This window comes from Streptomyces sp. NBC_01190, assembly GCF_045039895.1.
In the GTDB taxonomy this organism is placed as follows: Bacteria; Actinomycetota; Actinomycetes; order Streptomycetales; family Streptomycetaceae; genus Actinacidiphila.
This window is the reverse complement of sequence record NZ_CP108580.1, coordinates 8,113,787-8,125,829: the sequence shown is the minus strand read 5'-3', so window position 1 is coordinate 8,125,829 and position 12,043 is coordinate 8,113,787. Positions and strand designations below refer to the sequence as shown.

10 protein-coding genes are annotated in these 12,043 nt (G+C 70.0%); 8 read left to right on the top strand and 2 right to left on the bottom strand.

The genetic code is table 11. The features are described from left to right. Positions 1–514: 514 nt before the first annotated feature. Both OG519_RS34090 and OG519_RS34085 read left to right on the top strand, forming a co-directional pair. Positions 515–661, top strand: coding sequence for a hypothetical protein (locus tag OG519_RS34090; RefSeq protein WP_405577110.1), 147 nt, complete (start codon positions 515–517; stop codon positions 659–661). A 15-nt stretch (positions 662–676) separates the two neighbouring features. Next, entirely contained in the window at positions 677–3,022 is a 2,346-nt protein-coding gene (locus OG519_RS34085) for a restriction endonuclease (protein WP_405577112.1), read from the top strand. Here the strand turns inward: OG519_RS34085 and OG519_RS34080 are convergent. After that, a complete protein-coding gene (locus OG519_RS34080) occupies positions 3,015–3,530 on the bottom strand; it encodes a hypothetical protein (RefSeq protein ID WP_405577114.1) in 516 nt (171 codons plus the stop codon). The two genes, OG519_RS34085 and OG519_RS34080, sit on opposite strands and share 8 nt — an antisense overlap. A 709-nt stretch (positions 3,531–4,239) precedes the next feature. After that, a complete protein-coding gene (locus tag OG519_RS34075; protein ID WP_405577116.1) occupies positions 4,240–4,440 on the bottom strand; it encodes a hypothetical protein in 201 nt (66 codons plus the stop codon). Between the two features lie 269 nt (positions 4,441–4,709). Here OG519_RS34075 and OG519_RS34070 point away from each other — a divergent pair, with 269 nt between their 5' ends. The 6 genes from OG519_RS34070 (at position 4,710) to OG519_RS34045 (ending at position 11,283) form a co-directional block, all read left to right on the top strand. Beyond that, a complete protein-coding gene (locus tag OG519_RS34070; RefSeq protein ID WP_405577117.1) occupies positions 4,710–5,747 on the top strand; it encodes a hypothetical protein in 1,038 nt (345 codons plus the stop codon). A gap of 37 nt (positions 5,748–5,784) precedes the next feature. Continuing rightward, the gene (locus OG519_RS34065; protein WP_405577119.1) at positions 5,785–6,372 is read left to right on the top strand and encodes a hypothetical protein; all 588 of its coding nucleotides are present in this window, start codon (positions 5,785–5,787) and stop codon (positions 6,370–6,372) included. A gap of 301 nt (positions 6,373–6,673) precedes the next feature. Then, a complete protein-coding gene (locus OG519_RS34060; RefSeq protein WP_405577121.1) occupies positions 6,674–7,279 on the top strand; it encodes a hypothetical protein in 606 nt (201 codons plus the stop codon). A gap of 141 nt (positions 7,280–7,420) precedes the next feature. Further along, positions 7,421–8,674, top strand: a complete 1,254-nt coding sequence (locus tag OG519_RS34055) for a TniQ family protein (protein WP_405577123.1) — start codon at positions 7,421–7,423, stop codon at positions 8,672–8,674. Between the two features lie 375 nt (positions 8,675–9,049). Further along, a complete protein-coding gene (locus OG519_RS34050; protein ID WP_405577125.1) occupies positions 9,050–9,835 on the top strand; it encodes a TnsA-like heteromeric transposase endonuclease subunit in 786 nt (261 codons plus the stop codon). Beyond that, positions 9,832–11,283 (top strand): hypothetical protein, encoded by a 1,452-nt coding sequence (locus OG519_RS34045; RefSeq protein ID WP_405577127.1) that lies wholly within the window; start codon positions 9,832–9,834, stop codon positions 11,281–11,283. The genes OG519_RS34050 and OG519_RS34045 overlap by 4 nt, the downstream gene beginning before the upstream one ends. Positions 11,284–12,043 lie beyond the last annotated feature (760 nt).

Sequence of the window (12,043 nt, the reverse complement as noted above, 5' to 3'; positions counted from 1 at the left end):
AAACCCAGCTCGACAGCCGTGACCGCCGCAGTCGTGGAGAGCACCGGTGACTTCATGGTGGGAGGCCGCACGCTCAGCGTGCGGCCTCCCACCTGGCCGGGCGCACCCCAAATGCGCGTCGGCCCGGGTTCCGTGCACAGCGTTGTCCGAGGTGCCGGGTCCTGTCCCACGATGGCGCACGCCGGGTGAGGGAAGCAACTCCCAGCCCGGACAAGAGCAGGACAACGGCGCTTGACTGCTGCTGCCCTTGCTCTGACAGACATCTGAGCAGGGAATACGTCTACGGGCCAAGGCTCGGACAAGGGTGGGACAATTCCCGGAACTTCGCCTTCCGGTTGGAGCAGACGGGCTTCGTTCCGGCAGTATCCGGAGGTGTGCAGCGGCGGGCTGGCCCCAAACCTCCCGCCCGTGATGGGCACGCATGTCCGAGGTCGTCCAAGGGAGTTCACGCATGAGTAAACCTGTGTTGTGCGTCGGGAACGGTACACCGGCACCGCGTCCGCGGTCTGGTGCTGTGGCGGTCGTCGCCGTGCTGATTGTGGTGCTGGGCATGATGGGCTCGGCTTCGGCTTGGCAGGGAGCGGTTGACTCGGTCCTGGCCGAGACGGCGGCTGCTTTGGCGGTGGCCGCAGTGATGCCGCCGGCACACGACCGCACCTGAGAGTCGGCCCGGGCCATGACGGGGCGACGTGAACAGCAACTTGTGGTCCGGGTCCCGGAGATGGTGGAGGTGGCGCGGTGGCTACGGCGATCGCGCCGCCTGTCCAGGCTCACCTACCGGCAGCTTGCCCAGGCCACAGGCCGCAGCAGGGGCTCGCTCCAGCGGGCGGCCAGCGGCTCGCGCTCGTCCTGGCCGGTGGTGGAGGCGTTCGCCCGCGCCTGCGGAGCGGACGTGGGCGAGGCCAGGCACCTGTGGCTGCAAGCCAAGGCGGCTCTGGAGGGGGCCGACCAGGACCCCGAGGTGGTCACCGTCCACCAGGTCGACACCTTCGAGGACTTGCGCAGCGCTATGACACGCCTGCGGGCCGTGGCGGGCGGGCCGACCCTGCGGGAGTTGGAAGCCCGGGCAGCGGGGAAGCTGGCACGTACCACCTTGTCCAGTGCCCTTCGCGGGGATTCGCCCCCACGCCGGGCACTGGTGGTGACGTTCGCCGAGGTCGTGGGCGTGGGAGCCGATCAGGCCGCTGCATGGGGTGCGGCCTGGGACCGGGCCGACGCTCTCTCCCGCAGCGCACGCGAGATCACGGCCCCGGCGCAGTCATTTTCAGTGACACCGGCTCCCGCCCTGCTGTTGGCACTGGCTGGCGCTTCGCTGCCCCCATGGCGCGCCGTGGCCGAACTCGTGGACGTCACCTTGAGCCACGGCGGCAACGCAACGGGCGAGGCCGCCCGCGTCACCGTCGACTTCCAGCACGATCCGGTCCGCGGACAGGACACCGTCACCATCTCCGGCCCCGCGCTGGGCGGGGGACACACAACGCTCCGCGATCTCCTGACGCTCTGGACGGACGAGCGCAAGGGCGTGCCCGGCCGAAACCTGCTCGTGTCCTGCGCGCGACTGGGCTCCCGTTTCACACTGCGCACCGCTGCGGCATCCGATGCGGCGTGGACCGTCGTCACCTGCGACCTCACCGCCCTCGCCACTGGCTCCTCCTGGTCAGTTCCGCTCACCACGGAGTCCAAGGCAGCGGCCGGCGAATACGGCACCCGCATCACCGTCGGAGCCCTGCGGCCGCGTCCATGGGCCCCGGACAAGCAGCGCGAACTGTGGCACCGTCTTGGGGACTTCTACAGCCAGCTGCTGCGCGAGGGCCAGGTAAGCCTGACGGTGTCCCGCAAACAGGTGGTTCCCCGCAAGCCCTGCGTGTGGGGCGAGAACCGCTCCGTGGAGCGGCAGGGCAGCGAGATCAGTGCGATACAGAAGGTCGACACGGTGCTGGCCACGCTGTACCAGTGCCGGGACTGCCATGCCACCGGCCCCTTCGGCTCGCCTTGCTGCCTGCAGTGCCAAGGAACGCGGCTCGACCGGATCGTCCACCGGGTGCGGGGGTGGCTCGGCGTTCAGCGCTACCTGCACCGGACCGACTTCGGTATCGACTTCTACTCCCACGGCCGGAAGATCCTCAGCAGGGACAAGCGCCTGTTCTCCTGGCGGGACGACTCCGGCCAGGAGATAGCCGAGTACCCGGTGGATCCGCCGCTGAAAGGCCGGCTGGTCGGTGAGATCCACTGCGACCACGTTCCCGTCACCGCCAGCGGCACGGCCTTCCACTACGACGGGCCTGAGTGGCGTGCGGTCGTCGACGTCATTCGCGGCCAGGGACCGCTGTCTGCCATGCGGGCCAAGCGGTTGGGGTACGCGCCCAACACCAGCCCCCTGGCCATGCTCTATGCCGGCTTCCGCAGGAACGACCCCGGCCTGCGGAGCCTGATTCCCGGAGACGGCTTCAAGGCCCTGCACGAGGCTGCCGCAGCCTGGGCGGACCGCTTCCACCAGGGAGACCCGGCTTACCAAAGCGACGACAAGTGGTACGCCGCCGCCCGCATGCACGACACGCTGAGCCCTGCCGGCGTCCCCGCCGACGACCGCATCGATCTCGCGCGCCTGACACCCGAGGAGTTGGAGGATCTCGTCCACCGTCTCTACATGGACCATCACGGTCATGGCACCGACGCACCAAAGGTGCTGATCGGGCCCGGACGAGGAACCGTGGTCTTCCGTGACAGACCCCATGCGACAGAGCGCTGGGCCCTCCAGGCCCGCTGCTACCGGCACCGTATGGCCCTTGAGGCCGTCCAAGCCCTCGCAGGGCACATGCTCGATGTCCAGGCTGACCGCGGCATCCTGGTCACCACCAGTTGGTTCGGAGCAGACAGCCATGCCTTCGCCCAGCGCTCCGGACGGATCAGCCTCGTGGACGGCCGGGCCCTGAGAACGCTGCTGCGCGACCACCTCGGCATCCACACGCGTCTGGGGCTCAGCCATCTCCCGCCCGGCTGGGAGGTCGACGACATCACCTGACCCGTCTGCCCCCGGGGGGTCTCGCGCCCGCCCGGGGGTACAGGAAGGTCTGCCACAGTGCCGGTGCCCGCGTCCGTTTCAGCGGGCTGCGGGACGCATGTACATCGGCAGGACGGAACGCATCGAGGTCAGTGCGAGTCATGGCGGCGAAGTTGGTCGGGTAGGTGGCGACGGCGCCGTGCGGGACGAGGTCACGGGGTGGCGCGGGCAGGCGGTCGTCCTTCATCCCGAGGTAGGCCAGGGCGAAGCCGTCGATGCGCCCACTGGCGGCCCATTCGTGCAGGCGGGCCCGGGCGGAGTCCTGCGCCTTGCGGTGCACGGTATCGAAGGAGCGGCGCAGGCGGCCGAGCATGAAGTGCGGTGCCTTCACCGTCAGTTCGCCCATGCCCGCGTCGCACGAGATGATGAAGGGCACGTCGTAGACATGCTGGGTGTGCTGCGGTGACCGGCCGGGCTCGAGGACCGACAGGCCGAGATTGTCGTACACGCCGCCGTCGGTGAGCAGCACGGTGTGCCGCTGGTGGTGCCCGTTGCGGTGCTGGAAGGTGAAGGTGCGCTCGAGCGCCGGCAGGAGGGCCGGGGTGGGCGGCCGAGGCGGCGACGGCAGTTGCGATGTGGATGGGTTCGGCGATGGTGCCGTAGCGCGAGCAGCCGCTGCGGACGCTGCCGAAGCGGACCGCGTTGGTGGTGGCCAGGTCGGTGGCGGTGAGGACGACGTCGAGGCCGGGGTGGGTGACGTCGTCCATGGTCCGGGCGCCGAAGACTTGGTGGGCCAGGACGGTAGCCAGAGCGTCGGTGCGGTTGACGGGGCGGGCGACGCTGATGGCGCCTCTGTCGGAGAACAGCCCGCGGGCGGCCGCGCGAGTGGCTGCGGTGAGGTTGCGCAGCACCGCGGAGGGCGTGAACGCCTGGCGCGCGATGGCCCGTTGCAGGCCGGAGCGCAGCAGGTCGGTGGTGCGGGCGTCAAAGTCGGCGAAGTCCGCGGGGCCGTAGGCCCACAGGGCGGCCAGGAGAGCGCCGCCGGTGGCCTTTCCGCGAAAAGGGCACACGCCAGACGCCCCTTGCCGACCCCGCGTGTGGTGTGGATCTCCCCTGGCCGTCACCGTCCTACGGTGATCACACTGCCCCGTCCGGCCGTGTCCGATGGATCGCGGTCCCCGCGACGATGGTGCCGCCGCGGGGATCCGTACGGACGCTGATCGCCCCGGGCGGGGTAGTCAGCGCCAGCCTATGACGAGGTGGTGGGGCAGGACCTCGCAGACCAGCCACACCACTACGCCGCCGTACACCGCGTAGAAGATCGCCCCCAGGCGGGTGCCGGGATCGGGCAGCCACCACGCGTCACGCGGTTTGCCCAGGGCGCTGTCGTCCGTAGTCTTGGCAGAGCTGTTCGGCTCTTCTTCGTCGTTCAGCTTCATCCTCCAGGGATCTGCTGCGGGCCCGGGGCGCTGCTTGACCGGCGGGTCGCCCCGGCGCCTGCACGTGGGAGCGGGCCACAGGCCCGCCCTGGCCCGGAGGAGTTCCGGGCCTTGGATCCATGGTGCGTTCGCCCCAAGTCCCCGTGCGGTACCCTCAGATACGGATTGATCCGTATGAGCTGAGTCATAGATCAATGAAGCGAGATAGATGAATCAGCCGCCATGAGGATCAATCCGTAGCGTTCTTTCGGGGGGCTGATGTGAAGCTCGTGCCCAAGCGGGATGCCTCGGTGGCCACCCGTCTGACGAACCTGCAGGTCATGCGGGAGGGCGAGTTCCGCGCCGTGACGCGTTCCGCCCAGGCGGTCTGGTCGCAGGGACTGCAGCCGGCACCTGTGAGGATCAGACGGCCGTACGTCGCCCGGGCGACCCGGATGGACGTGGAGGACGAGCGCACTCCCCTGCCGCTGCAGGACCGGCCACCCGCAGCAAGAATGCTCACGCCCAAGGGCGTCGCCCTGAAGCTCCACCTGGTCCTGCTCTTCGCAGCGCAGTGCGCAGCCAAGGCCGGCAAACCGTGGAACAGCCCCTTCCCCGTGGAACCCGCTTCGTCCGGACGGCCCGAACAGTCATGGATGGGGCTGGTCGGCACCGTGGCGCGGTACAACGGGGCAGGGATCCAGGGAGCGTCGGCCAAGACCAACAAGCGACGTCAGATCACCGAGGCACTGAACAAGTTGGAAGGGCTCAACCTGGTCCGGCCGCTGAAGGGGAAAGGGCGCTCGCGTCAGGGCTTCGTGATCCTGTCCGAACTCGGCCAGAGCGACGAGGCCGTCGACGTGGCGTACACCGTGCCGGCCGCGAACGAGGCGGTCTTCGAGATCCCGGTCGAGTTCTTCACACAAGGGTGGGTGCACGTACTCACCAACAGCGAGATAGCCGCGCTGCTGATGTGGTTCGACCGGACCAAAGTGGCCGGTCAGTCGGTCAACAACCTCAACATCACTCACGTGGCCAGCAAAGAGCGGCAAGGTATCTACGGGCTGGGCAGGGAGACCTACGAGACCCACCAGCAACTGGACGCTTTCGAGCTGCTCGATGTCATCCGCCCCGATCGGCGGCACCTCGACGGGAAGTGGCAAAACTACAGCGCCGATGAGAGCTCCGCACTGTGCCACCGGGTTGCTTTCGTAGACAACGGATTCGACCGGCCCGCCGACGAAGTGGTCCTGGAGGTCCTGGAGCGCCGCTACGCCACCGGCGACTGGTGGCGCCGCCCCAACGCCGCGCGGGGGCTGACCCCGTGATGCACCCCCTCGCCGACACCGGTGAGAGCATCGGCTTGTGCTGGCCTTCACGCTGGATACCAACTGCCTGATAGCACTGGAAGAAGACCGCCTGGACACCGCACCCGGGGTGCGGGCGCTACTGGCCCGCCACCACGCGGGCGAGCTCGTCGTCCGGATCGTCGCGACCACTGCCGCCGAACGGCAACTCGACGGCACCTACCTGCCGAATTTCGGGGCCTTCCTCAGCCGCCTGGCAGCAGTCGGCCTGGACCACCTGCCCATCCTGAAACCGCCAGCAGCCTTCGACCTCACCTACTCCGACTGGTGCGTGTTTGCCGGGGATGACGACGAAGAAGAGGGCCGCCGTATCCACCAAGCGCTGTTCGTATCCCCTTACGATTACGGGGAAGCAGTGCCTTCCGACCTTCAAGGCGAAGACCGCTCCAGAGCCGAACACAAGTGGCGCAACCGCCGCCTGGACGGCCTCGGCCTACAGACGCATATCCACGCCCGAGCCGACGTATTCGTGACCTCAGACAAGGCGTTCTTCAAAGACCGCACGCGCCAGGCGTTGTCCGCCCTCGGAGCCGGGACGATCCTCACCCCCGCCCAAGCTGGTCGCTACCAAGATCAGAACAGGTAGACCTAAACGCCCAAAACGCAAGAAGACCCCCATTCGCGGCGCACCAAGCCCCCCGACCCAGCCCTATAGACTCACCAACTCCCCCAAGAAGCGCCGACTTAGAGGTCCCCTCATCAAGATTGAGGCGGATTCTCAGCATCTGGGGCACCACAGGTCAGAGGACAGTGACCCACCAGATCTCCGACGAGCCGACCCACGCATCGCTGTTCACCGTGCCTACTCGAAATCACTCCCAGGATTCTCAGGATCTGGGGCATGCCAGGTCAGAGACTAGATTGATCATTCATCTGCCCCATTCTGAGTGAGCCGACATACCCGGGACCACACCAACTTCGACTGCGGCATGCACTACCTCGACTTCGACGCCGTGCGAGGCCTGCAGGTCTACCGCTGGCGCATCAACGAGGTCCTGCACGCCAGCGACCTGCACGTCACCCTGGGCGAAACCGGGCGGCTGGAGCAGTCGGCCCCCGCCGGCGTCGAGGCGCTGGCCCGCGCCGTCCAAACCGTACCCGCTGTCCACGCGGCCGACACCGACGAACTGCACCACGCGCTGCAGCAGTTCCGCGGCCGACACGCCACCGTCCTGGAACGGCGCCACGCGGTAATAGCCCTGGCCGGAATCCTGGAGCGCCGCCGCAGCCTGCTCAAGACCGAACTGCTCAGCAAAGACGAAGGCGCCCTGTTCACCATCGCCAACGGCTTCGCCATCCGCCACCAGAAAGCCGACCAGCGCCGCGACTACGACGCCGGCCTCTACCTCGAATGGATCTTCTACTGGTACCTCGCCACCATCCACCTCACCAACCGTCTCACCGCCCGGCAGCCAGCCGGACCCGCTGCCGGAGCAAGCAGCCGGCAGCCACCCCGAATACCGCCGCCCGACGCCGCACCGGCGCAGAACTGACCAGCCGCCGCAACGCCCGTTGCGCCCCGCCTCATCGGTCAGGCAACGGGCAGCACGTATGAGCCCCGGCAGAGCTGCGCCGGGCAGACCACGCCCACACGCAGGAGACACGCGACGAAAGCCGGCAAGGAGAGCGGACAAATGCCGCCACCAGGTGTGCTGCGGATCGCTCCGGTGACCTGCGAGACGACCTGGTCGTACCTGGGCCGGCTCGCCGGGCGCTACGGCATGGAACCCTCCGCGCTGCTGCCCTGGTGGGTTTGGACCGGGTCCCGGCCGCGGGACGAGGCCGGTCCGCGCGACGACGCCGAAGTGCTGCTGAGCCCGGCGGGCCGGCAGCTACTCGCCCAGCTGGGCGGAGTCGGCGAGCACGATCTGGCCCGGGCACTGACCGCGTTCAACGACGAGCCGCAATCAGGCACTCCGGACCAGACCGCCGGTTCCGGCAGACCGGCAGGCCGGTGGAAGGTCGCCTCGGCCGGCGAGCACGGGCCGGTGGCGTACGGATGTCGGCTGTGCACGGCGGCCCGCACCGGCAGGGAAGCCGTGGTGGTGCGGTACGTCGCACCGTGGCAGCGGGCCTGTGCCCGCCACCAGCGGTGGATGCTCACCGCCGGGGACGGCCACCGCCACCACCACCTCGACCTGCGGGCTGCCCCGGAGATTGCCGCGGCGCAGCGGGCCTGGCCGAAGGTCGCCCGGACCGCAGCCGCGGCCGGGGCCGATCCGGGCCGGGTGTTCGCCATGGCCCACGCGGTGCTGTGTGCGTGGTGGGAGCAGGCCCTGCAGTGGGAGCGGGAGCGGATCTGGCCGGCCCGCCTTCATGCGGTCGCCGGCGGGGACGCAGGGCCGCGGTTTTGGTGGTGGCGGATCATCGCCCGCGACACGGTCGTCTTCCCCGAGACAGTGGCGCTCGCGCACGTGCTGCTCGATCCCGGCATGCAGGAGCGGATCTGGGAGGACCACGGGGCGGGCGGGCCGGTGCGCCCGTTCCGGCCGGACGGGGCGTTCTTCCGCGAACTCGCAAGCCGGCTGGGGCGGCCCTGGGTTGCCGACACTGGCCAGGCCCCGCAGCGGGGGCTGGTGCTGGGCGGGCCGCTGCACGCCGGGCCGCTGCTGGACTGCATGGGTGCATTCACCCGCATCCGCCGCGGGCAGCAGGATCCCCGCGGGTACGGCCTGGACCCGTGGTGGCTGCGCGCCGACCACCGCCCCGCCTCAACCCGGGTCCAACTGCGCGCCCTGGCCGAACAGGCGGCAGCCGAACGCGGCCACGGCGGCACTGGCGGTGCCGGGACGGCCGCGGCTACCGCGCCCATGATCCGGCGGCTGTTCCGCGACCGGCACGGCCGCGCCGCCGCCGCATACACCGCCGCGCCCCCACCGCCGGGGTGAGTGCGGACGCGCCCGGGCGCCTCGGGGTGAGCGGTGTACGCCAGGGCAGGGGTCTGCACTGACACCGGCAGCCGCCCTACGCGATCATCGGCAGCCTTGGCGAACCGGTCGGTGTGCGGCGGAAGTTGGCCGGATTCGGCGGTCCGCGCGCACGGGCACGCTTGACTGGAGCACATGATCGACACGCACCACCCGCCGGCCTCTGGCAGCTCCGCCTTACCCGCACTGCTACAGCAAAAAGTGGGAGCTCAGGGCGGTGTGCAGGCCGCAGTGGAGGCCAGTCTTCGGGCCACGGGTCCGGCAGACGGAGGATGCGACCAGCCGCCACCGGCAGCAGGCCGCGAGCCGGCTCGCACACCCGGTCACCCCGCTGGGATGTCAGACGAGATACCGGAAGATGAAGAGGCGGCCGCGGAGTTATCGGTCGGGATCGACGACCGGCTGGAGGCCCGGTTCATCGACCATGCGGGAAACGAGCAGCGGACGTTGTGGCCGGACGCCGCGCGCGGTGTCTGCCTGGAGGACTGCGGCCCGGTGCGCCGGTTTCCGGTGCGGCACGGCAAGCGGATGGCGCCGGGGTGGTGGTGGTCGGCGACCGACGGCCGGCTGGTGCACTACGCGTCCGGAGTGATGCGGACCCAGGTAATGCTGCTGGACCATGATCCTCGCATGGTGGCCATTGCGTGCCGCCCGGTGGAACTCACCTGGCGTGAGCCTGACGGGGGCCGGGTGCGGCACGCACCGCATCTGATGGCCCGTCTCACGGACGGCAGGGGTCTACTGGCGGACTGCGCCGGGCACGGGGACATCTCGCCGCGCCTGGCCGCCCGGGCGGCGGTGATGGAGGCCGCGGCCGCGGCAGTGGGCTGGCAGTACCAGGTCCTGCGGCCCCCGGATCCGGTTCTGGCGGCCAATCTGCGCTGGCTGGCCGGGTACCGGCACCCCCACTACAGGGGCGGAGAATTGGCCAGGCGCGCGGCCGAGGCCTTCCGGCGGCCGCTACCGCTGATCGAGGGGGTGCGTGAACTCGGCGATCCGGTCCAGGTCTTCCCGGTGGTCTTCCACGCGCTGTGGCACGGGGAGTTGTCGGCTCCCCTGGAAGAGCCCCTGCACGAGCGGGTGACCGTGACGGCAGGCAGCCCCGGCCGGGAGCAGGGATGAGCGCCGTGGTGCTGGAGCCCGGAACACACGTGCGGTTCGCGAAGCGGACGTGGACGGTCGTCATGCTGGAAGGGCCGTGCGTAAAGCTGATCGACGCGGACAACTCCGTGGCCACGGTCCTGGCGAACTTCCTCTTCGCCGACCCCGACTTCGAAGTGGTGGGCGCCCCGCAGCGCAGTGTGCCGCCGTTCGGGCTCCTGGAGGAACTCCCGGAACAGGTGCGGGCGCGGGCGTATGCCTGGGAGCGGCATGTGCGTGAGGTCGAGACCGGGTGCCCCGTCCCGGGACAGGACCAGGTGCCGCGCCCCGAGTTCGATCCCGCGCGGCGCAGCATGGCGGAGCGGGAGGAGGCCAAGGCCGCCGAACTGACGGCGGCCGGGCAGCCGGCCAGTGCGGTGACGGTGCGGCGGATGCGGGCCCGCTACCGGGAGGACGGACTGTGGGGGCTGGTGGACGGCCGGGCCGCCCGCCCGCGCTCACCGGTGGGGCGGGCCGACGAGCGGGTGGTCGCCGCGATCGAGCAGGCGCTCCAGGCGCAGAAGGAGCGGTCGACCGGGACGCTGAGCCGGCTGCGGCGCACCGTCGGCTGGATCCTGGAGGACGCCCACGGGGTGGGGGCGGTGCAGGTGCCTCCGGCCTCGACGTTCAACCGGCTGGTGCACGCCCTCGCGGACCGTCAGGGGCTGCTGGGCACAGCGGCGCAGCGGCGAATGCATTCCTCACGGCCGGCTCCGCCGTTCACCCCGACAGTGGCGCTGCGGCCCGGTGAGCTGGTGATGCTGGACAGCACCCCGTTGGACGTGATGGTGGTCCTGGCCGACGGGGTCACGGGTAAGGCCGAGCTGACGATTGGCCTGGACGTGGCGACGCGCAGTATCTGCGCGACGGTGCTGCGGCCAATGGGCACCGGGTCGGTGGACGCGGCGATCCTGCTGGCGCAGATGGCGACACCCATGCGGATGCGCCCTGGATGGGAAGCCGCGCTGGCGATGTCGCGCTCGGTCATCCCCTACCAACGCCTGGTGTCATTGGACGCGCGGCTGGAGGGGGCGGCAGCCCGTCCGGTGATCATGCCGGAGACGGTGGTCGTCGACCAGGGTTCGGTGTTCATCTCCGCCTCGTTCACTGCGGCGTGCGACAGCCTGGGGTGTCGGTGCAGCCGGCGCCGCCGGCCAACGGCCCGGCCAAAGGGAATGTCGAGAGGATGTTCCGCACCATCGGCGCCCGGTTCTCGCAGTACGTGGCCGGCTACACCGGCTCGAACGTCACCGAGCGCGGCAAGGCCGTCGAGGACGAGGCGTGCTGGACCCTTCCCCAGTTGCAGGACCTGCTGGACGAGTGGCTGGTCACCGACTGGCAGCACCGCCAACACGCGTCACTGCGCCATCCGCTGGCGCCCAAGCTCCCGGTGTCACCGAACGAGATGTGGGCCGCGCTGGTCGGCGTGACCGGCTATGTCCCGGTGCTGCTGAGCGCGGAGAACTACATCGAGCTCATGCCGGTCAAGCGGCTGGGCATCAACGACTACGGCATCCGCTTCGACTACCGCACCTACGACCACAAGGTCCTCAACCCGCACCGCGGGTTCAAGTCGACAGCCTGGGACGGGATGTGGGAGATCCACCACAACCCCTACGACCCCCATCAGATCTGGGTACGGCTGCCCGACGGCTGGCAGGAGATCCCGTGGATCCACAAGGAGCGGGTCAGCCTGCCCTTCACCGACTTCACCTGGCGGCACATCCGCGCAACCGTCGAGCGCCGCAGCGACCGCGACGAGCACGAGCAGCAGCTCGCCCAGGCCCTGGACCGCCTCCTACGGCGGGCCGGCAACGGGGAAGGCACCCGCCGCGATCGGACCGTCGCAGCACGCGCCGGCGCCGCAGCATCGCTGGCCGGGCCCACTCCGCACCAGCCCGATCCACCCGGCCTACTCACGGCCCCGACCCTGTCCTACAGCCTGGTCGGCACCTTCACCCCACCTGGCCTCGACGAGCCCGACGGCGAGGAGGTGCCTGCGGGCGAGGAGTTCGAGGACGGTTGGGACGAGGACGACGACCCTTTCGGCTCACCGGATGATGCCGGCGGCGCTCCCGCCGGGCACGAACCACCACCCGGGCCGGCCGCGATCCCCCGCCCGTCCCGGATCTACGACGCCCGCCAGGAGGCAGCCCAGTGGTAACAGCAGTCGCCGAAGCCGGTCCCGTC

What these genes read in the sequence shown, in the direction of transcription:
- OG519_RS34050 (WP_405577125.1), top strand. Translation starts at nt 9,050, where the DNA reads ATGTCAGACGAGATACCGGAAGATGAAGAGGCGGCCGCGGAGTTATCG.
- OG519_RS34045 (WP_405577127.1), top strand. Translation starts at nt 9,832, where the DNA reads ATGAGCGCCGTGGTGCTGGAGCCCGGAACACACGTGCGGTTCGCGAAG.
- OG519_RS34085 (WP_405577112.1), top strand. Translation starts at nt 677, where the DNA reads ATGACGGGGCGACGTGAACAGCAACTTGTGGTCCGGGTCCCGGAGATG.
- OG519_RS34075 (WP_405577116.1), bottom strand. Translation starts at nt 4,440, where the DNA reads ATGAAGCTGAACGACGAAGAAGAGCCGAACAGCTCTGCCAAGACTACG.
- OG519_RS34055 (WP_405577123.1), top strand. Translation starts at nt 7,421, where the DNA reads ATGCCGCCACCAGGTGTGCTGCGGATCGCTCCGGTGACCTGCGAGACG.